Raw genomic sequence first — 21,136 nt, 5'->3', positions numbered from 1 at the left:
CAACTACATCGCCCGATGCCTACTCGAGACCGGCGGATTCAGAACCCACCCTGCTTTGGGATGAGCCTGGAATGTCGATGAGGGCTGCCGCTATGCCTATGTCTGCAATTTCGCGCCAATCTTGATCGGTCCCCAATGCCATTCTTTCAAAGTCTGTGACGTGATTGGGCAAGGGGGGATCGTAGAGGTGAAGGAATCCGAAGCCGTCCTTCCCGTTAACGTCAGGACGGCCGCATTTGAGCGTAATCTCATCCATTTCGTAAGGGGCGTACATATCCCTCCCGATGTATCTTTTGATTACTTTTTCGGGATTCTCTCCGGCTCTGGCGCAGCTGCTCCAAGGTGGCGTGGGGTTGATGGCGCGCGGAGTACTTGGAGCCCGGGGGGTTGCCGTTCCGGACGGCGTCACGGCAGAAGTCGAGGAGGGCAGCGGAGTGGGGGTCCCCAGCTGCCATGAGGTGGATGGGGGCCCGCACCATACTGGCAGGACTGGACCTTCGACACCGCCGGGAACCGGCTCACCGAAACCAGCCACACCATCGGCGGAGACACCACCACCGCTTGGACCGTTCCCGGCGCCGGGGCCAAACCCCACCAGCCCACCCAACAGACCACCACCAGCCCCACCGGCACCACCACCAGCCCGATCAACCACGACGCCGCCGGGAACGTGACCGGTCGTACCACCACTGCTGGTGCGGTCGGTCCCACCAGCCCGGCCGCCGTCCAGACGCTGGCCTGGAACGCCGAAGGCCGCCTCACGCAGGTCGTGCAGGACGGGCAGACCACAAAGTTCGCCTATCACGTCGACGGGTCCCGGTTGATCCGCCGTGACGACGCCACCACCGTGTTGTCGTTGGGGGATACCGAGCTCACGTTGACCCGGGCCACGAACACCGTGACCGCGCAACGCTATGTCCAGTACGCCGGGCAGACCGTGGCGATGCGGACCGGCTACAACAATGCTGATGTCCATACCCTGTGGTCGGATCTGAACAACACCGGCACCTGGACGGTCAACAACGTCACCTCCATGTTGGAGACCCGGCGGACCCTGCCGTATGGCACACCCCGCGGGCCAGCACCAGCAGTGTGGGCGTCGAATCGTGGGTTCGTCCAGGGCCTCACCGACACCACCCTCGGCATGCTCCGCATCGGCGCCCGTGACTACGACCCCACCACCGGCAGGTTCCTCTCCCCAGACCCCATCATCGACCTCAACGCACCCACCCAGTGGAACCCCTACCAATACGGCAACTCCAACCCCGTCGACCACCCCGACCCCACCGGCGAACGCCCCGACGACTACACCGGCGAAATGTGGAAGGCCGAACGCGACGAGTACAACCGCTCCAGCGACTGGGGACGTGCCATCGACGCCGCCTACCAAACCCCCTCCGGACGCTCCGGAGGGCAATCCTACAAAAACAAGTACGGGCTCGACTCCGGATGGAACAGGCGCTATAAGACCTCATCCTACGAAGACGACGATAACAATTATCACGCCCGGCTCAAATGGGCCAAAAAGCCTCAGGCTGCACTCGCCCCCTACAAATCGCCGGCCCAGAAGAAGGTCGAGCAGTACAAGCAAGCAGCCTCAACGGACAACAGCCGCGGCTTGGGCGGCCCGAGGCGAGGTCGCCCTCGACATTGTCAGCATTGTTCCCATCGGCCGAGCCATCAGCTGGACGGGGAAAGCCGCCGTCGGCGGGGGAAGAGCAGCCGTCGCCGCACGCACAGCAGCGAAAGCCTGCTCGTTTACCGGTCTAACGACCGTGCTCATGGCCGACGGCAGCCGGAAGCCTATCGAGGACGTCAAGGTTGGCGATGAAGTCATTGCGACCGACCCCGAGACCGGAGAGCAGACCGCCAAGAAGGTTGAGCACGTCTTCGTCCACGAGGACACCGTCATCGACTTGGTCGTCGGTGGCGAGGTCATTACTACGACCGAAGACCACCCGTTCTGGTCGGTGACCGACCAGCGGTTCGAGAGGGCCGACGAACTCAGCCCTGGAGAGCAGGTGCTCGGCGCCGACGGCGGTGTGGTCACGGTTTCGGGACTGGACCTCGGTTCTGGCCGTGAGACGCTGGCCTACAACCTTAGTGTGGAAGGCATCCACACGTATCATGTTGGCAAGGGTGCCGTGCTTGTTCACAACACCTGCTTGATGGCGTTGCGGGGCTGGAGCAGTTCGCGGTACCAGTTTGGCAACGCGCAGTTCCAGCTCGACAAGTCAGGGATGAGTCACATTCTTCAACGTCACCACCCGCGATACTGGGATGGCTGTGCCAAGACTTCCCAGACCTTCTTTGACGAGGCGATGTCGATTGCCGATGTCGAGAACGCAATCGGAGTCGTTGCGCGACAGAACCGGACGGAGCTGATGAGGATTGGAGCAGGGACAGGGCGAGTCCAGGGGCGTGTCAACGACGTTGATTATGTCTTGGGTGTCTCCGGTGGGCGCATTGGACAGTTCTACCCGGGGACCGTGTCATGACGAGGGTGCGAATCAGGAGTTTCGTGCGTCGTGGCGATGGGTCGTTTCTCGAGATCTGCGAGGTTTCGGAACATGCCGGCGACTGCATGTATCTCACGGGAGCGTTGAGCTTCACCGTTGATGGTGTCGAGTTGTTCGGTCTGGATCTGTGGGACGACATCAACTGGCTTTGGCCCCTGTTGGTGTTGGTTTTCGCTGATTATCGAAGGACGGGGTCAGGGAAGCAATGGTTCCCTGATCAGGCGATCTCGATCACCGCTGAACGGGCTTGGGTGGGGCACACGTTGATTCGCGTGACAGACGGGGCAACAATCAATCGATCTGCGGTAGCGCCTGACGGGGAACTGTTCGAGGCGCTCGTGGCTTCTGGTTCTGAGTTCTTCAGGGCGTGGCGCCGCCTGTGTCCTGCAGACCCGACCGGTGTGCAAGAGGAGAGAATTCTTGGGTCTTGGCTTAGGCCGAGGGACTGCTGAGGCCGGGGTTGAAAACCCGGCCACGAGGCACCTATGCGGAGGTCTCTACATCGATGCGCTTCACGTCACCCAGATCGGGATCGACGAGCACCGCTACCCCACGGTGCGCTGGTACCGCGACGCCGACACCGGCGCCTGGACACGGGTCGAACCATGGATGACCGGCTATTCGCAGTTGAGCGTGGTGCTTTGGCTGGTCAAGCGGTGTTGCTGCGCCCGGTGGGCGCTGTGTAGCAGGATACGGTTTTGGTAATGGTGGCAGATCTGGAGGTGAATCGCCCCGGGTCTGATGGAGGCTTTCATTGCACGGAAGGATGAGAGTCATGGCAGCACCGAGGAAGTACGGGACTGCCGTGCACAAAGAGTTTGCTGACCTTGTCGCGTCACCGCGTGACCATCGAGTTCATCTCACAGGCCAGGCGAGTCGGCCAGCAAGTCAGGCACGAGCCTCACAGCGCGTGTGGCACCGCGGCGCGCGGACCGGCGTACCTCGCCCGCCGTGGAACAATCGACCCCATGGCCAAGGGCAACCCCATCCTCCAGGTGCGAGGGCTGAAACGCGCGTTCGGACCCACCACCATCTTCGACAAGTTCGACCTCGACGTACGCGCCGGTGAGGCCGTCGTGCTGACCGGGCGCAACGGCGCCGGCAAATCGACGCTGCTGCGCTGCCTGGTCGGCGCCGACAAGCCCGACGCGGGGACGATCACCGTCGAGGGCGAGAAGATGTCGGAGACCAACAGGCAGATCCGCCGCGACGTCGCCACGGTCATCGACGACCTCGACTTCTTCCCCGACCTGTCGGTCGTCGAACACCTCGACCTGCTCGCCCGGGCCCACGGCATCGACGACCCCGAGACGATGGTCGACGCCATCCTCGAAGAGGTCCAGCTCGTGCCGCAGTCGGGCCAGCTGCCCGGCACGCTGTCGTCCGGCCAGCGCCGCCGCCTCGGCCTCGCCACCGCCTTCGTACGCCCCCGCAAGCTGCTGATCCTCGACGAGCCCGAGGCTCGCCTCGACGTCGAGGGCGTCCGCTGGCTCGCCGAGCGCCTCAACCGTGAGCTCTCCGAGGGCCTCGCGCTGGTCTTCGCCTCCCACGAGCCTTACCTCGTCGAGCAGGTCGCCACCCGCGTCGTACGCCTCGGCCCCCACGCCGAGGCCGGCGAGAACCGGGTCGAGCTGGCGTACGGCGACGCCCCCGTGGCCGGTGCCACGGCCGCCGCCGAGCCGAAGCCCGAGGCGCAGAGCGCGGGTGGTGGGCAGAAGAAGCCCCGTCCCTCCCACGGGAAGAAGAAGCGTTGACCACGTTCGCCCCCCGCCCCGTCGCCGGGGAACCCGCCGACGAACGCGACCTGCGCCGCCAGATCAAGGACTGGCGCACCGGCCGCGCCACCCGCACCCTGTGGGAGGCGCTGCAGGACGCGTACGTCGTCGTCCTGTCCGTGCTCGTCCTCGGCTCCATGCTGATCGCGCTGATCGTGCAGGCCCAGGGCGATGCGGCCACCTGTACCACCGCCGCCTGCCAGTCCGCCCGCTCGCTGCTCCCGTACGCGGCGCTGGCCACCTCGGTGGCGCTGTCGGTCGCCGCGGCGCGCCTGTTCGGGCCGGTGCTCGCATCGGCGCCGGAGGGCTTCTGGTTGCTCGACGCACCCATCGACCGGGCCCGGCTGCTGCGCGGCCGCCTGATGACCGCCGTCTCGCTCGCCGCCGTCCTCGGTGCAGTCCTGCCCCCGCTGGTCGCGGCCCTCGCGGGTTCGCCGGTCCCGCTGATCGTGGCTTGGGGCGTGGCGGGCGTCCTGTCGTGCGCTGCCATCGTGGCGTTCTCGGCGTTCGAGCAGACGGCCGAGCGGACGCTGGCCACGCGGGTCCTCACCTACCTCTTCGCCATCGCGGCGGTCGCCGCGCTGGGCGCGGTCGTCGGCATCGCCGCGGGGTGGTTCTCCTTCGCCATCGCCGCCGGCACGGAGATGGTCGTCGCCGTGGCGGTCGCGGGGGTCTCAGCGGTCGTCCTCGGCGTCACCTTCGTGGCCGCGTGGTCCCGCCTGCGCCGGCTCCGGCGTACGCGTCTGGTCTCCGGCGGTTCGCTCGTCTCCGGCATGGCCGGCGCCATGTATGCCCTCGACCTCGGTCTGGCCCGCGACATCGTCATCGAGCGCAACGCCCGCGAGCGCGGCCACGTCCGCTCCCGCGCGGGCAGCGGCACCGGCATCGACGCGCTCGTGCGCCGCGATCTGAGCCGGCTGCTGCGTACCCCGCAGGCCTTCCTGCCCGTCCTGGGCTCGCTGGTCGTCCCGTACGCCGCCGCCGCGCTCGGCTTCGGGAAGTTCGTGCCGCTGGTCGCCGGCCTGTTCCTGTTCTGGGCGCTGATCCCGCTACTGGGCTCGCTGCGCGTCCTCACGCGTACCGTCGGCCTCGCCCGCTGCCTGCCGTTCGACCAGCAGCAGATCATGCGCGCGTCGATGACCGTCGCCGCCGCCGTCGCGGCGGTCTGGGGCCTGCTCGTCGTCCCGGCGTTCGTGAGCACCGTCAAGACCCCGACCGACGCGATCACGTACGCGATGCTCACCGCCGTCGCCGGCCTGCTGGGCGCGGTGCGGTGGACGATCGCGAAGCCCGTCGACTACGGCGCCCCGATGCTGGCGACACAGGCCGGCGCGATGCCGCCCGGCCTGATCGGCAACATGGTGCGCGGCTTCGACATGGTCATCGCCATCACGATCCCGCTGTTGTTCGGCCTGCCCTGGCTGATCTCGGTGCTCGTGGCGGGCATCTGCTACTGGTTCGCGCTCGGAAACTTCGACATGGAGAAGCTGCAGGAGCAGCAGGCCGAGCAGAAACGCCTGCTCGAGGAGGAGCGCAAGAAGCGCGAGGAGCTCAAGACCAAGAAGTGACCGGTTGGACGGAGGTGTCACACTGGTCGCATGGACACCAAGCTGCTGGAGACCTTCGTGGCCGTCGTGCACACCGGGAGCATCTCGGCCGCCGCACGCCGGCTGGGGTTGAGTCAGCCCACGGTCAGCCAGCAGGTCAAGTCGCTCGAGCGCAACATGGGCACCCCGCTGTTCTCCCGCGAGGGCGGACGGGTCGAGCTCACCGCTGCCGGGCGCGCGCTTCAGGGGTACGCCGACACGACGCTGTCGTCGTGGCGGTTCGTCATCGATCAGGTCCGCGAGGCGGCCGGCCGTGACGACTTGGTCGACCTGTCGCTGGCCTCGTTCCCGTCGGCGAACGCCGCGCTGCTGCCGGGTGCGTTGGCCGAGCTCGTCGAGCGAGACTCGACGCTGCGCGTGAAGGTGCTCGACGCCGAGCCGCCGGCCTCGTGGGACCTGCTGTCGACCGGCCAGGTCGAGGCGCTGGTGACGTTCTCCTACCCGGGTGAGTCGCCCGGGCGCGGCCTCGTCGAGCTCGGTGTGCTCCAAGAGGACTTCGTCCTGCTCGTCCCCACGGCCGGGGACCTCGGCGGCCGGGAGTCGGCCCCGTTGGAGGCCGCCGCCGACGGCACGTGGATCGGCGGTTGTCCCAAGTGTCGCCAGGAGTTGGTGACCGCCTGCGCGGACCGCGGCTTCACCCCTGACATCCTCGTGTCGACCGATGACCCGGCGATGACGGGCCAGCTCGTCTCCCGCGGCATCGGAGTCGCCATGCGACCGCTGCTGAACGCGCTCGGTTCGATGCCGCAGGGCGTCACCGTCGTGGGCATCGAGGAGCCGCTGCGCCGTCAGGTGTCGCTCGTCGTGCCCGAGCACGACGCGAAGAAGCCGTCGCTGATCAACCTCCACCAGGCCCTCGTCGCCTCGGCGCGCAAGCTCGTGGCCGGCGTACCCGAGGAGCTCGCGGCGCGCATCAGCGTCTGCACCGCCTGACCCTTCCCCTCGAGCCCGATCTCTGCACAGGGCTTCACGACATGGTCCCGGGCGACGGCTTCCGGGACCGATCTGTGCTCACGGCACACCCGCCCGCGTACGCCGATCCACCCCCGGGCAGACTGGGCGTCATGCGTCACTTCGTCGCCGACAACGCCGAGGCCATCACCGACGGGCTGCGCGGTTTCTGCGCGGTCAACGCCGACCTGGTAGCCCTGGGCACCGATCCCCGTCTCGTCGTGCGGGCCACACCGAAGGAGCGCGGCGTCGCCGTCGTCTCCGGCGGCGGGTCCGGCCACGAGCCGCTCCACGCCGGGTTCGTGGGGGAGGGCATGCTGGACGCTGCCGTGCCCGGTGAGGTGTTCGCCTCGCCGTCGGCCGAGCAGGTCATCGCCGCCATGCGCGCGGTCGACACCGGCGACGGCGTGGTGCAGGTGATCAAGAACTACACAGGCGACGTCATCAACTTCACGATGGCCGCCGACGAGTGTCGCGCCGCCGGCATGCAGGTCGAGTCGGTTCTGGTCGACGACGACGTCCCGTCCGGCGTACGCGGGGAACACCCCGGCCGCCGCGGCACCGTCGCCACCGTCGTGGTGGAGAAGGTCTGCGGGGCCGCCGCCGAGGCCGGGCGTCCGCTGGCCGAGGTCGCCGAGCTCGGGCGCCGCGTCGTCGACCGTGCCCGCTCGATCGGCGCCGCGCAGGCTGCTGGCACCGGGTTCGGCGGCGAGCAGGCGTTCGACCTGCCCGACAACGAGGTCGAGTATGGCGTCGGCATCCACGGCGAGCGCGGCACCGACCGCCTGCCCGACGAGGGCCTCGAGAAGCTCGTGGGCCGCATGGTCGACGATCTCTTGGACGATCTCGACGCCGAGGGCCCGCTGCTGGTGATCATGAACGGGCTCGGTTCGACCACGCCGCTCGAGCTGCACGCCGCGATGGCCCACGCCCTGGACGCGCTCGGCTTCCGCGAGCTTGAGGTCGCCCGGGCGCTCGTCGGCGACCTCGTGACCTCGCTCGACATGCGCGGTCTGTCACTCACCGTCGTCGCCATGGACGACGAGCTGCTCGAGCTCTGGGACGCGCCGGTCATGACTTCCGCGTGGCGCGGCGTACGCCTCGATGGGCGGCCGGCGACGAAGCCGCGCCAGGCACCGTGCGTCGACGGTTCGCTCGGCGGTGACGACCCAGGCGCGCACCGCGACGAGGTCCGCGCCTGGGTCGATGCCTTCGCCGACGTCGCCGAGGACAAGGCCGACGAGCTCGGCGAGCTCGACCGCAAGGCGGGCGACGGCGACTTCGGCGACAACCTGCGTACGGCCGTCGGGCGCTACCGCGAGCGCGAGGAATCCGACGCGCTGGTCGCGCTGGCGGCAGCGTACGCGTCGATCGGCGGCACGTCCGGCCCCCTGTATGCGCTGTGGTTCCGGACGCTGGGCCGCGAGGCCGCCGCCTGGACGCCGGAGGGGATCGCGGCGGGCCTGGAGCAGGCGACGGGCCGCGTACGCGAGCTCGGCGGCGCGAGTCCGGGCGACAAGACGATGGTCGACGCCATGGTGCCGGCCGCCGAGGCGGCCCGGCACGCCGTGGACGCAGGGAAGGACGTGCGCGAGGTCCTGGCAGCCGCCGCTGATGCGGCCCTCGAGGGGGCGGAAAGAACCGCGGAGACCACCGCGTCGAAGGGCCGCGCGAGCTATGTCGGTGAGGTCGGTCGTGGCGTGGCCGACCCCGGAGCGCTCGTGGTGGCGTACTTCCTACGGGCGGGCAGCGGCATCGCGTGAGCCGAGCCGGATCGAACTGAACTCGCAACGACACGCCGTGCGGTCGGCGTGTCGTTCGCACTTGGGTGCGATCGGGCTCGGGTCCCGTCGATCCGGGTCAGCCCTCCAGCGCGTCGCGCATCGGGACGAGCTTCGCGTTGGTCTCGGCGAGCTCCGCCATGGGGTCGGAGTCGGCGACGATGCCGCAGCCGGCGTACAGGCGCGCCTGCCTGCCGTCGAGGCGGCCACAGCGCAGCGCGATGGCCCACTCGCCGTCGCCGGACGCGTCGACCCAGCCGACCGGCCCGGCGTAGCGGCCGCGGTCGAGGCCCTCGATCTCACGGATCAACAGGCGGGCGTCGTGGGTGGGCGTGCCGCAGACGGCCGCCGACGGGTGGAGCGCGGCGGCCAGCGACATCGACGTCACGCCCTCGCCGGCGACGGCGGTGACGTCGGAGGCCAGGTGGAACACGTTCGGCAGCTCCAGCACGTAGGGCGTGTCGGGCACGTTCATGCCCGTGCAGTGCGGCGCGAGCGCCTTCGCGACCGACTCCACCGCGTACTCGTGCTCGCCGAGGTCCTTGCTCGAGCGGGCCAGCCCGACCGCGAGCGCGCGGTCGGCGTCGGCGTCGGCGGTGCGCTGGATCGTGCCCGCCAGCACGCGTGACGTCGCCAGGCCGGCCTCGCGACGCACCAGCATCTCCGGGGAGGCGCCGACCATCCCGTCGACCAGGAACGTCCAGCACCGCTCGTACGCCGAGGCCAGTCTCGTCACCACCCAGCGCGGGTCGATCGGTGCGTCCGCGGTCGCGAGCAGCTCGCGGGCCAGCACGACCTTGCCCAGGTCGCCGCGGCGGATGCGCTCGACGGCCTCGGCGACGACACCCTCCCAGGCGGGCCCCGACAGCGCGCCGTCGGCGTACGAGATGGGGCCGGGGGAGCCGGGCCGCTCGTGGCCCAGCTCGGGGACCGCGAGGTCGTCGGGGGACGTGCCCGTGACCGTCGCCCAGCAGCGCCCGTCGCGACGGCCGACGACGACCCGCGGCACCACCAGCACCGACCGCATGCCCGTGTGACCCTGGTCGAACGTGAAAGAGCCGAACGCGACGGGACCGCTGCCGGCGAGGCCGAGGTCGCCCTCGTGGTGGATGGTGCCCACCGTCTGCTTCCACCAGGCCTCGGCGTCGGCGATCGATTCGAACTCCGTGCGCAGGATCTCGCCGCTGCCGACCATGCCGTCGCCGCGGCGCAGCCACACGGTGGTCAGCGCACCGGGGAAGAGTGTGTCGAGGTCGCCCGGGTCGGCGATCTCCACGGTGCGTGCATACAGGTCCCCGGTCGAGTTCACGCGCCGCATCCTAGTCTCCCGGGCCGGATGAGCACCGCGATCCGTGCGCCCCAAGGAATAGATTTACGCAACATGCCAGTGGCTTAATAATGACGTGACTTTTCTTTGTGTGTAAGGGCAATCACATTCTCGACACCATGGTCCTACCCGTTTGGAGAACCCCGAGACCTTGGGCCTAGACTGCGGACGTTAGTGACTGATTTCACGAGCGCCTCAGGAGTGTTCATGTCTCTCGACCCGAATGGGGTCAACCCCCGCCACGCCGCCGATGACCAGCAGGTCGCCGGAGGCCCGCTGGACGGCCAGGGAGATGTCACGCACGCCGACGTCATCGTGGTCGGTGCCGGGCCCGCAGGCTCCGCCACGGCCACCCACCTCGCCCGCCGCGGGCTGCAGGTGGCCCTGCTGGAGAAGGCCGAGTTCCCGCGCGAGAAGGTCTGCGGCGACGGCCTGACGCCGCGCGCGACCCGCCAGCTCATCCGGCTGGGCATCGACACGTCCGAGGAGAACGGCTGGCTCCACAACCGCGGCCTCCGCGTGTACGCCGGACGCGAGAAGCCGTTCGTCTTCGACTGGCCCGACCTGGACGACTTCCCGAACTTCGGACTCGTTCGCCCGCGCGCCGACTTCGACGACCTGCTGGCCCGCAACGCCGTCTCCAGCGGCGCCACGCTGTTCCAGAACACGAACGTGACCGCGCCGATCCTCGACGACACCGGCCGCATCGTCGGCGTCCGCTCCAAGGACGGCCGCGAGTTCCGCGCCCCCTCTGTCGTCGCCTGCGACGGCAACTCGGCCCGCCTGCCCATCGCCATGGGCCTGCAGAAGCGTGACGACCGCCCCATGGGTGTGGCCGTCCGTGCCTACTACGAGAGCCCGCGCCACGACGACGACTACATGGAGTCGTGGCTCGAGCTGTGGGACGGCAAGCCGAACGAGTCGAACCTCCTGCCCGGCTATGGCTGGGTCTTCGGCATGGGTGATGGCACCTGCAACATCGGCCTCGGCATCCTCAACACCTCCTCGGCGTTCGGCAAGACCGACTACAAGGAGCTCATGAAGCGCTGGCTCGACAACACGCCGGCCGAGTGGGGCTTCCGCGAGGAGAACCGCGTCAACGAGATCCGCGGCGCCGCGCTGCCCATGGGCTTCAATCGCGTCCCCCACTACTCGCGCGGCCTCGTGCTCGTGGGCGACTCGGGTGGCATGGTCAACCCGTTCAACGGCGAGGGCATCGCGTACGCGATGGAGGCCGGCGAATACGCGGCCGACGCCATCGCCGAGGCCCACTACCGCGGTGTGGGCACCGCCCAGGCCGAGCGCGCTCTGCAGGCCTACCCCAAGCGCCTCCAGCACGAGCTGGGCGGCTACTACCGCCTCGGCGGGATCTTCGTGAAGCTCATCGGCAACCCGGAGATCATGAAGCTCTGCACGAAATACGGACTGCCGCGCCGCACGCTGATGAAGTTCACCCTCAAGCTGCTGGCGAACCTCACCGACGAGAACGACGGTGATGCCATGGACAAGCTGATCAACACGCTGACGCGGATCGCCCCGTCGGTCTGATCGAAGGAAGAACGATGAACATCTACCTGCCTCTGGTCATCATGCTGGCCATCGCCGCGGCCTTCGTCGCCGGCGGTCTCCTGGTCACCATGCAGCTCGGCCCGCGTCGCTACAACCGCGCCAAGTACGACTCGTACGAGTGCGGCATCGAGCCCACGCCGCAGCCCATCGGCGGTGGCCGCTTCCCCGTGAAGTACTACATCACCGCGATGCTGTTCATCGTCTTCGACATCGAGATCGTGTTCCTCTACCCGTGGGCGGTCACGTTCGACAAGCTCGGCGCGTTCGCGCTCATCGAGATGATCCTGTTCGTCATCACGGTGTTCATCGCCTACATCTACATCATCCGCCGCGGCGGTCTGGAGTGGGACCAGTGAGCCCCGTGTACGACATCGATTCGACTAGGAAGAAGGACTGATATGGCTGGTGGGCTCGAGGACAAGCTCCCCGCGGGCATCGCGCTGACCACCGTCGAGGGCCTCGTCGGCTGGATGCGTCAGGCGTCGTTCTGGCCGGTCACCTTCGGTCTCGCGTGCTGCGCGATCGAGATGATGACCTACGGCGCTCCCCGCTACGACGCCTCGCGCTGGGGCCAGGAGGTCTTCCGACCCTCCCCGCGCCAGGCCGACCTGATGATCGTCGCCGGCCGCGTGTCGCAGAAGATGGCGCCGATTGTGCGCCAGGTCTACGACCAGATGCCGAACCCGAAGTTCGTCATGGCGATGGGCGTGTGCGCCTCGTCGGGCGGCATGTTCAACAACTACGCCGTGGTCCAGGGCGTCGACCACATCGTCCCCGTCGACGTCTACGTGCCCGGCTGCCCGCCGCGCCCCGAGATGTTGATCGACGCGATGTTCAAGCTGAAGAAGCAGAAGGTCGCCAAGCTGAAGATGGGCCCCCACGAGATCGCCGAGCGCGAGGAGCGCGAGCGCGCCGCCCTCTCCGCTCCCGCCACGCACGAGATGAAGGGCCTGCTGCGATGAGTGATCCCATCCGCGACAACAAGGGCAACCCGCACGAGAACAAGCCTGCGGGCGAGCCCGCGTCGCCGACGGGCCCCCAAGGAGCCGAGTCGGGCGACGCCGGTCTGGACCCCATCACGCCCCAGCCCGAGGTCCTCGAGACCCGCAGGGGCATGTGGGGTCGTGGTGGCGGCTCCGGCGACACCTCCGGCTACGGCGGCATCGTTCGCCAGGTCTACAAGCCGCAGGCGACAATGCCTCCCTACGGCGGCTGGTACGACGAGGTCGTCCAGCGGCTCGAACAGCTCGTCCCGGGCGCGATCGAGAAGGTCGTCGTCGACCGCGGCGAGCTGACCCTCTACGTCCACGGCGACCAGCTGGCCGACCTGGCCCGCTCGCTGCGTGACGACCCGCGCCTGCGCTTCGAGCACTGCTCGGGCGTCTCGGGCGTCCACTACCCGTCCGACAAGGGCAACGAGCTGCACGCGGTCTACCACATGCAGTCGCTCACCCATAATCGTCGCGTACGCCTCGAGGCCTCGTGCTCCGAGGACGACCCGCGTCTGCCGTCGATCGTGGCGACCTACCCGGCCGCCGACTGGCACGAGCGCGAGACCTACGACATGTTCGGCATCGTCTTCGACGGCCACCCGGCCCTCACGCGCATCCTGATGCCGGACGACTGGCCCGGCCACCCCCAGCGCAAGGACTACCCGCTGGGCGGCGTGCCTGTGGAATACAAGGGCGCCACGATCCCGCCGCCCGACCAGCGGAGGAGCTACTGATGTCCACCCGCCACGACAACGAGGAAACCGTGAGCAACACCGATCCGGTGATCGCCGACCACGACATGTACACCTCCGGCGACCCCGCCGAGGAGGGTGCGACCGTCTACACCGCCTCCGGCCAGGACTGGGACGAGATCGTCTCGAGCCAGGCCGAACGCGGCGATGAGCTCCTGGTGGTCAACATGGGCCCCCAGCATCCGTCGACCCACGGCGTGCTCCGCCTGATCCTCGAGATGGAGGGCGAGACGATCCGCACCGCGCGTGCCGGTATCGGCTACCTCCACACGGGCATCGAGAAGAACATGGAGTTCCGCTCCTGGACCCAGGGCGTCACGTTCTGCACCCGCATGGACTACTTGACGCCGTTCTTCCAGGAGGCGACCTACTGCATGGGCGTCGAGCGGCTGCTCGGCATCGAGGACGACGTGCCCGAGAAGGCCAAGGTCATCCGCGTCATGCTGATGGAGCTCAACCGCATCGCCTCCCACCTGGTGTGCTTCGGCACCGGTGGCATGGAGATCGGCGCCCTGACGGTCATGACGATCGGTTTCCGTGACCGCGAGATGATCCTCGACGCGTTCGAGGCCATCACGGGCCTGCGCATGAACCACGGCTACATCCGCCCCGGCGGTGTCGCCAACGATGTGACCCACGTCGAACTGGAGAAGGTCAAGGAGACGGTTCGCTGGCTCCACAAGCACCTGCCCGAATACAAGCAGTTCTGCAACGCCAACCCGATCTTCCTCGGCCGCATGAAGGGCGTCGGCTACCTCGACGCGGCCTCGTGCATGGCGCTGGGCATCACCGGCCCGATGCTTCGCTCCACCGGCATCGACTGGGACCTGCGCAAGAAGCAGCCCTACCTCGACTACGAGACCTACGACTTCGAGGTCCCCGTCAACGAGATGGGTGACGCCTTCGGCAAGTTCCTGGTCCGCCAGGAGGAGTGCTGGCAGTCGCTGCGCATCGTCGAGCAGTGCATCGAGCGGCTGGAGAAGATGGAGGGCGCGCCCGTCATGGTCGCCGACCCGAAGATCGCATGGCCGGCCCAGCTGGCCCTCGGCTCCGACGGCATGGGCAACTCCAACGAGCACATCAAGCACATCATGGGCGAGTCCATGGAGGCGCTGATCCACCACTTCAAGATCGTCACCGAGGGCTTCAAGGTCCCGGCCGGTCAGGCGTACGCCCCGGTCGAGTCGCCGAAGGGCGAACTCGGCGCCCACGTGGTCTCCGACGGCACGACGCGCCCGTGGCGCGCCCACTTCCGTGACCCCGCGTTCAACAACCTGCAGGCGGTGCCCGCGCTGTGCGAGGGTGCCCTCATGTCCGACGTGGTCGTCGCGGTCGCCTCGATCGACCCCGTGATGGGAGGCGTGGACCGATGAGTGGTTTCAAGACCCACTTCGAGAATTCCGGTGGTGTGGACCTGTCCAACGAGGACACATTCATCACCGCCGAGACCGTCGAGGAGATCCGCCAGATCGCGGCCCGCTACCCGCAGGCCCGTTCGGCCCTGCTGCCGGCGCTCCACCTGGTGCAGTCGGTCGACGGGCGCGTGAGCCCCCGCGGCATCGAGGTGTGCGCCGAGGTCCTCGGCATCACCGAGGCCGAGGTGTCGGGCGTCGCGACGTTCTACACGATGTACAAGCGCAAGCCGGTCGGCAAGCACCACGTCGGCGTCTGCACCACCGCGCTCTGCGCGATCATGGGCGGCGACCACATCCTGGCCGCGCTGCAGGACCACCTCGGTGTCGGCAACGACGAGACCACCGCCGACGGCGCGATCACGCTGGAGCACCTCGAGTGCAACGCGGCGTGCGACTACGCGCCGGTGATGATGGTCAACTGGGAATTCTTCGACAACATGACGCCGACGTCGGCGATCGAACTCGTCGACGCGCTGCGCGCCGGTGAAACAGTGCAGGCGTCTCGCGGGGCGACGATCACCAGCTGGCGCGAGGCCGAGCGGGTGCTCGCCGGCTTCCCGGACGGCCGCGCCGACGAGGGCCCCGCCGCGGGTCCCGAGTCGGTCCTCGGTCTCGAGATCGCGCGCGAGAAGGGCTGGCAGGCGCCCGATCCGAACAACCTGCCGCCGGCACCGGTCCAGGAGGAGAACAAGTGAGCATCGACCTGCTGACCCCGGTCCTGTCGGCCAACTGGGCCGACGATCGCGCCTGGAAGCTGTCGAACTACGAGCGTCGCGGCGGCTACAACGCGCTGCGCAAGGCCCTCGACATGTCGCCCGACGACATCGTCGCGACCGTCAAGGACGCGGGCCTGCGCGGCCGCGGTGGCGCCGGCTTCCCGACGGGCATGAAGTGGTCCTTCATCCCCAAGGACAACCCGAACCCGAAATACCTCGTGGTCAACGCCGACGAGTCGGAGCCGGGCACCTGCAAGGACATCCCGCTGATGATGGCCTCGCCCCACACGTTGGTCGAGGGCGTCATCATCTCCGCGTACGCGATCGGAGCGAACCACGCGTTCATCTACGTGCGTGGTGAGGTCCTCCACGTCGCCCGCCGCCTCCAGCAGGCGGTGCGCGAGGCCTACTCGGCCGGCTACCTCGGCAAGAACGTCCTCGGCAAGGGCTACGACATCGACCTGGTGATCCACTCCGGTGCCGGCGCCTACATCTGCGGCGAGGAGACGGCGCTGCTCGACTCCCTCGAGGGTCGACGCGGCCAGCCTCGCCTGCGTCCGCCGTTCCCCGCTGTCGCCGGCCTGTACGCGTCGCCCACGGTCATCAACAACGTGGAGTCGATCGCATCGGTGCCGTGCATCATCGACAACGGCAAGGAATGGTTCTCGGCGATGGGCACCGAGAAGTCCAAGGGCATGACGATCTACTCGCTGTCGGGCCACGTGAACCGCCCCGGCCAGTTCGAGGCGCCCATGGGCATCACGCTGCGCCAGCTGCTAGATCTGTCCGGTGGCGTACGCAACGGCCACCGCCTGAAGTTCTGGACCCCGGGCGGCTCGTCGACGCCGATCCTGCCTGGCACCGACGAATACCTCGACCTGCCGCTCGACTACGAGGGCATGGCCGGGGCCAAGACGATGCTGGGCACCAAGGCCCTCCAGTGCTTCGACGAGACGACCTCGGTGGTCCGTTCGACGTTGCGTTGGGTCGAGTTCTACAAGCACGAGTCGTGTGGCAAGTGCACGCCGTGCCGCGAGGGCTCGTGGTGGCTGACCCAGATCCTGATGCGCCTCGAGGCCGGCAAGGGCCAGGAAGGTGACATCGACAAGCTGCTCGACCTGTGCGACAACATCGGCGGCCGCTCGTTCTGCGCGCTCGCCGACGGTGCCGTGGCCTGCGTGACCTCGGCGATCGCCCACTTCCGCGATGAGTTCGAGCAGGGCACGCACACGCCTGCGTGGGAGCTGTTCCCGTATGAGAAGAGCGCGCTCTTCGCCGCCGAGCCGATGACTGTGGGGGCCCACTGATGACTGTCACCAACCACCCGGCCGAGGGCGAGGTCGCCCCGAAGCCCGAGCTCGTCACCCTGACGATCGACGACATCGAGGTATCGGTGCCGAAGGGCACCTTGGCCATCCGTGCCGCCGAGGCCGTCGGCATCGACATCCCGCGCTTCTGCGACCATCCGCTGCTCGACCCGGTCGGCGCGTGCCGCCAGTGCCTCGTCGAGGTCCCGGACGCGGGCAACGGCCGCGGCATGCCGAAGCCCCAGGCCTCCTGCACGCTGCAGGTCGCCCCGGGCATGCAGATCCGTACGCAGCTCAGCTCTCCCGTCGCCCAGAAGGCGCAGGAGGGCATGCTCGAGTTCTTGCTGATGAACCACCCGCTCGACTGCCCGATCTGCGACAAGGGTGGCGAGTGCCCCCTGCAGAACCAGTCGATGTCGCACGGTCACGGCGAGTCGCGCTACGAGGGCGTCAAGCGGACCTACCCGAAGCCGATCAACATCTCCAAGCAGGTCCTGCTCGACCGCGAGCGTTGCGTGCTCTGCGCGCGCTGCACCCGCTTCTCCGAGCAGATCGCCGGTGACCCGATGATCGCCTTGGTCGAGCGCGGCGCGCTCCAGCAGGTCGGCATCTACGAGAAGCAGCCATTCGAGTCCTACTTCTCGGGCAACACCATCCAGATCTGCCCCGTGGGCGCGCTCACGTCGGCGGCGTACCGCTTCCGCTCGCGCCCGTTCGACCTGGTCTCCACGCCGTCGGTGTGCGAAGGCTGCGCGTCGGGCTGCTCCCTGCGCGTCGACCACCGCCGCGGCGAGGTCATGCGTCGCCTTGCTGGCGAGGACCCCGAGGTCAACGAGGAGTGGAACTGCGACAAGGGCCGTTTCGGCTTCGTCTCCAACCGCGGCGACGACCGGGTACGCACCCCGCTGGTCCGTGAGGACGGCGTCCTGCGTCCGGCCTCGTGGGCCGAGGCGATCGACGTGGCCGTGCGCGGCCTGCGTGCGGCGGGCTCGTCGGTGGGCGTCCTGCCCGGCGGCCGCCTGCTGATGGAGGACGCGTACGCGTACTCCAAGTTCGCGCGCGCCGTCCTGAAGACGAACAACATCGACTTCCGCAGCCGTGTCCACACGGTCGAGGAGGGCGGCTTCTTGGCCAACGCGGTCGCGGGCACCGGCCTCCAGACCACGTACGCCGACCTCGAGCGAGCGAAGAAGGTCGTCCTGGTGGCGTTCGAGCCCGAGGACGAGTCGCCCATGGTCTTCCTGCGGCTGCGCAAGGCCGTCCGCAGGAACAACCTCGAGGTTGTCACGGTGGCCCCGTTCCTGTCGAAGGGCTCGGCCAAGCTGAAGGCCCGGCTCGTCGCGACCCAGCCCGGCAACGAGCCCCGCGTCCTCGCGGGCCTCGGTGTCGACCCCGACACCGTGGTGCTGGTGGGCGAGCGCGCCGGCGGCACGCTCGGCCTGCTCACGGCCGTGCTCGACCTGGTCCACAGCGGTGGCGCCAAGCTGGCGTGGATCCCGCGCCGTGCAGGCGACCGCGGTGCGCTGGAGGCTGGCTGCCTGCCTGCCGAACCTCCTGCCCGGCGGCCGTCAGGTCGTCGATGCCCAGGCGCGCGTCGACGTCCAGTCGGTCTGGGGTGTCGAGGGCCTGCCCGGCGAGGGCGGCCTCGATGCCGACGCGATGCTGGGAGCGGCGGCCGAAGGGCGCCTGAGGGCGCTGGTCGTGGGCGGTGTCGAGCCGGCCGACATGCGCTTCCCCGCTGCGGCGATCGACGGCCTCGAGAACGCCGACTTCGTCGTGTCGTTGGAGTCCCGCGAGTCGCAGGTCACCGAGCGCGCCGACGTGGTGTTCCCGGTGTCGGTCATCGAGGAGCGCTCGGGCACGTTCGTCGACTGGGAGGGTCGCGAGCGTCCGCTCCAGCAGTTCCTCAACGTCGACCGCAACGTGATGAGCGACCTCCGCGTGCTGGCGGCGCTGGCCGACGGCCTCGGTGCCGACCTCGGCTTCCGTACGCCGCAGCAGGCCAAGGCCGAGCTCGACGAGCTCGGACCGTGGGATGGCGCCCGCGCCGAGATGCCGCGCGAGGGCGCAGCCAGCGTGCTGGAGCCCGGTGCGGGGGAGGCCGTCCTAGCCGCCCACCGGGAGATGATCGACGACTCCCGCGGCACCGACGGCGAGCCCGCCCTGCTGGCGACTGCGCGTACGCCGGTCGTGCGCATGAACGAGGCCATGGCCGGTGGCCTCACCGACGGGGACCTGGTCGAGGTCTCCCGAGGCGAGGGCCGTGTGGTCCTCCCGCTAGCGATCACCGAAGGCATGGCCGACGGTGTGGTCTGGCTCCCGATGGCTGCTCGCGGGCTGCGTCTGTCGACGCACCTCGGCGCGGTCCCCGGCGACCTGGTCCGTGTGGCCGCGTCCGCCGCCGACTCGGCCACCCACTCTCCCGAAGGAGACCTGGCATGATGCCGCTCGAGATGTCCCTGTTCGGCAACGACCCCTGGTGGTTGTCCGCCATCAAGGGCGCCGTGCTGCTGGTGTACCTCCTGCTGTTCACACTGTTCAACATCGTGTTCGAGCGCAAGGTCGTCGCCAAGATGCAGCATCGCGTCGGCCCGATCATGAACGGCCCCGGCGGCTGGTTCCAGTCGCTGGCCGACGGCGTGAAGCTGATGGTGAAGGAAGACCTGCGTCCCAAGAATGCTGAGGCCTTCATCTTCAACCTGGCGCCCTACCTCGTCGCGATCCCGGCCTTCTCGATCCTGTCGATGATCCCGTTCGGTGGTGAGGTCACGATCCTCGGCCACCGGACGACGCTCCAGCTGACCGACATGCCGGTCGCCGTGCTCGGCATCCTGGCGCTCGCTTCGGTCGGCATCTACGGCATCGTGCTCGCTGGCTGGTCGTCCGGCTCGACGTTCTCGCTGCTCGGCGGCCTGCGTTCGAGCGCGCAGATGATCTCCTACGAGGTCGCGATGGGCTTGTCGTTCGTGACGGTGTTCATGTTCGCCGGCTCGATGTCGACGTCGGAGATTGTCGAGGCCCAGCAGCAGCCGATCAACCTGTTCGGCGGCGTCCAGCTGCCGATCCCGGGCTGGTACTTCCTGCTGCTCGCCCCGTCGTTCATCGTTTACGTCATCTCGATGGTCGGCGAGACCAACCGCGCGCCCTTCGACCTGCCGGAGTGCGAGTCGGAGCTCGTCGGCGGTTTCCACACCGAATACTCGGGCTTCCGCTTCGCCATGTTCTTCCTGGCCGAGTACATCAACATGGTCAACGTGTCGGCGATCGCCGTGACGCTCTTCCTCGGTGGCTGGCACGCCCCGTGGCCGCTGCACGGCCACAGTGTCCTAGACAGCGCGTGGATGGGTCCGGTGTGGCTCACGCTGAAGATCATCCTGTTCATCTTCATGTTCGTGTGGCTGCGCGGCACGCTCCCGCGTCTGCGCTACGACCAGTTCATGGGCTTCGGCTGGAAGTGGCTCATCCCGATCTCCATCGGCTGGATCATGGCGGTCGCCTCGATCCGCAGCCTCAACCTCCACAAGGTCGACGGCCCGAACATCCCGGCGATCATCGGCGCGGTGATCATCCTCTGCGCGCTCGGCTGGTTCGCCTTCTTCGGCGGGAAGCAGGAGGAGGAGAAGCCGCTCAACGCCCCGCAGCCGGCCGGCTCGTTCGACCCGTACGCGGGCGGCTACCCGGTGCCCCCGATGAAGGGGCAGAAGCTGCCTGAGCTTGCCGACGTCGTCACCGTCCCCGACGACCGCTCGACCACCGGCGGCAAAGGTGCCACCACCGCTAACTCGAACACGGGAGATGATCTCTGATGGGCTTTCTCGATGCCTGGGCGGGCTTCGGTGTCACGTTCAAGACGATGTTCCGCAAGACCTTCACCGAGGACTACCCCCTCAAGCCGAAGGTCACCGCGCCGCGCTTTCACGGTCGCCACCAGCTGAACCGCTGGCCCGACGGCCTGGAGAAGTGCGTCGGCTGCGAGCTGTGCGCGTGGGCGTGCCCCGCCGACGCGATCTTCGTCGAGGGCGCGTCGAACGTCGACGGGGAGAACTTCTCCCCGGGCGAGCGCTACGGCCGCGTCTACCAGATCAACTACCTGCGCTGCATCCTGTGCGGCCTGTGCATCGAGGCGTGCCCGACGCGTGCGCTGACGATGACCAACGAGTTCGAGCTGGCCGACTTCACCCGCGAGAAGATGATCTACGAGAAGCAGGACCTGCTGGCCCCGCTCCTCGCGGGCATGGAGCAGCCCCCTCACCCCCGTCGCCTCGGCGACGACGAGAAGGACTACTTCCTGGGCCTGCCGGCCTCCGGCCAGCCCGACACGCGTACGGGCACGACCGCGAGCCCGGCCGAGGCTGGCCACGGCGTGCCGGACCCGGGCCACGTCGACCCGAGCTCCATCCAGGTGGGAGGACCCCAGTGATTCCG

Annotated in this window: 16 protein-coding genes and 2 pseudogenes; 17 read left to right on the top strand and 1 reads right to left on the bottom strand. The window is 68.4% G+C overall.

Annotated features, from left to right (window positions below):
- Positions 1-670: 670 nt before the first annotated feature.
- The 7 genes and pseudogenes from ACYVGD_RS13730 to ACYVGD_RS13700 all read left to right on the top strand — a co-directional run bounded on the left by ACYVGD_RS13730 (position 671) and on the right by ACYVGD_RS13700 (position 8,615).
- On the top strand, positions 671-1,831 hold the full coding sequence (locus ACYVGD_RS13730) for an RHS repeat-associated core domain-containing protein (protein WP_460744335.1): 1,161 nt from the start codon (positions 671-673) through the stop codon (positions 1,829-1,831).
- Positions 1,782-2,498 carry a polymorphic toxin-type HINT domain-containing protein gene (locus tag ACYVGD_RS13725; RefSeq protein ID WP_460744334.1) on the top strand — a complete coding sequence of 239 codons (717 nt, stop codon included), beginning with the start codon at positions 1,782-1,784 and terminating at the stop codon, positions 2,496-2,498. Before ACYVGD_RS13730 ends, ACYVGD_RS13725 begins: the two co-directional genes overlap by 50 nt.
- 23 nt (positions 2,499-2,521) lie before the next feature.
- Entirely contained in the window at positions 2,522-2,971 is a 450-nt protein-coding gene (locus ACYVGD_RS13720) for a hypothetical protein (RefSeq protein ID WP_460744333.1), read from the top strand.
- A gap of 516 nt (positions 2,972-3,487) precedes the next feature.
- A pseudogene (ccmA, locus tag ACYVGD_RS13715) lies at positions 3,488-4,117 on the top strand (heme ABC exporter ATP-binding protein CcmA); the annotation flags it as partial.
- 152 nt (positions 4,118-4,269) lie between these two features.
- Positions 4,270-5,862, top strand: a complete 1,593-nt coding sequence (locus ACYVGD_RS13710) for a DUF6297 family protein (RefSeq protein WP_460744332.1) — start codon at positions 4,270-4,272, stop codon at positions 5,860-5,862.
- 30 nt (positions 5,863-5,892) lie between these two features.
- Positions 5,893-6,834, top strand: a complete 942-nt coding sequence (locus ACYVGD_RS13705; RefSeq protein ID WP_460744331.1) for a LysR family transcriptional regulator — start codon at positions 5,893-5,895, stop codon at positions 6,832-6,834.
- Positions 6,835-6,965: 131 nt separating this feature from the next.
- Entirely contained in the window at positions 6,966-8,615 is a 1,650-nt protein-coding gene (locus ACYVGD_RS13700; RefSeq protein ID WP_460744330.1) for a dihydroxyacetone kinase family protein, read from the top strand.
- A 97-nt stretch (positions 8,616-8,712) separates the two neighbouring features.
- On the opposite strand, the gene ACYVGD_RS13695 is transcribed toward ACYVGD_RS13700, so the two are convergent.
- A complete protein-coding gene (locus ACYVGD_RS13695) occupies positions 8,713-9,942 on the bottom strand; it encodes an isochorismate synthase (RefSeq protein ID WP_460744329.1) in 1,230 nt (409 codons plus the stop codon).
- A 225-nt stretch (positions 9,943-10,167) separates the two neighbouring features.
- On the opposite strand from ACYVGD_RS13695, the gene ACYVGD_RS13690 reads away from it, so the two are divergent.
- The 10 genes and pseudogenes from ACYVGD_RS13690 (at position 10,168) to nuoI (ending at position 21,131) form a co-directional block, all read left to right on the top strand.
- A complete protein-coding gene (locus ACYVGD_RS13690; protein ID WP_460744328.1) occupies positions 10,168-11,508 on the top strand; it encodes a geranylgeranyl reductase family protein in 1,341 nt (446 codons plus the stop codon).
- A gap of 14 nt (positions 11,509-11,522) precedes the next feature.
- A complete protein-coding gene (locus ACYVGD_RS13685) occupies positions 11,523-11,885 on the top strand; it encodes an NADH-quinone oxidoreductase subunit A (protein WP_460744327.1) in 363 nt (120 codons plus the stop codon).
- Between the two features lie 42 nt (positions 11,886-11,927).
- Positions 11,928-12,491 (top strand): NADH-quinone oxidoreductase subunit B, encoded by a 564-nt coding sequence (locus tag ACYVGD_RS13680; protein WP_460744326.1) that lies wholly within the window; start codon positions 11,928-11,930, stop codon positions 12,489-12,491.
- Positions 12,488-13,255 carry an NADH-quinone oxidoreductase subunit C gene (locus ACYVGD_RS13675; protein WP_460744325.1) on the top strand — a complete coding sequence of 256 codons (768 nt, stop codon included), beginning with the start codon at positions 12,488-12,490 and terminating at the stop codon, positions 13,253-13,255. Before ACYVGD_RS13680 ends, ACYVGD_RS13675 begins: the two co-directional genes overlap by 4 nt.
- A 65-nt stretch (positions 13,256-13,320) precedes the next feature.
- Positions 13,321-14,646 (top strand): NADH-quinone oxidoreductase subunit D, encoded by a 1,326-nt coding sequence (locus ACYVGD_RS13670; protein ID WP_460744340.1) that lies wholly within the window; start codon positions 13,321-13,323, stop codon positions 14,644-14,646.
- Positions 14,643-15,383 (top strand): NADH-quinone oxidoreductase subunit NuoE, encoded by a 741-nt coding sequence (gene nuoE, locus ACYVGD_RS13665; RefSeq protein WP_460744324.1) that lies wholly within the window; start codon positions 14,643-14,645, stop codon positions 15,381-15,383. Before ACYVGD_RS13670 ends, nuoE begins: the two co-directional genes overlap by 4 nt.
- The gene (gene nuoF / locus ACYVGD_RS13660; RefSeq protein WP_460744323.1) at positions 15,380-16,711 is read left to right on the top strand and encodes an NADH-quinone oxidoreductase subunit NuoF; all 1,332 of its coding nucleotides are present in this window, start codon (positions 15,380-15,382) and stop codon (positions 16,709-16,711) included. Before nuoE ends, nuoF begins: the two co-directional genes overlap by 4 nt.
- Positions 16,711-19,153, top strand: a pseudogene (locus ACYVGD_RS13655) (NADH-quinone oxidoreductase subunit G). Before nuoF ends, ACYVGD_RS13655 begins: the two are co-directional and overlap by 1 nt.
- Positions 19,150-20,517, top strand: a complete 1,368-nt coding sequence (nuoH, locus tag ACYVGD_RS13650; protein ID WP_460744322.1) for an NADH-quinone oxidoreductase subunit NuoH — start codon at positions 19,150-19,152, stop codon at positions 20,515-20,517. The pseudogene ACYVGD_RS13655 and the gene nuoH overlap by 4 nt, the downstream one beginning before the upstream one ends.
- The gene (gene nuoI / locus ACYVGD_RS13645; RefSeq protein WP_460744321.1) at positions 20,517-21,131 is read left to right on the top strand and encodes an NADH-quinone oxidoreductase subunit NuoI; all 615 of its coding nucleotides are present in this window, start codon (positions 20,517-20,519) and stop codon (positions 21,129-21,131) included. Before nuoH ends, nuoI begins: the two co-directional genes overlap by 1 nt.
- Positions 21,132-21,136 lie beyond the last annotated feature (5 nt).

This window comes from Mariniluteicoccus endophyticus (genome assembly GCF_054780035.1).
Note: the sequence above shows the minus strand (reverse complement) of the source record. Positions and strands in the feature narration are given on the sequence as shown.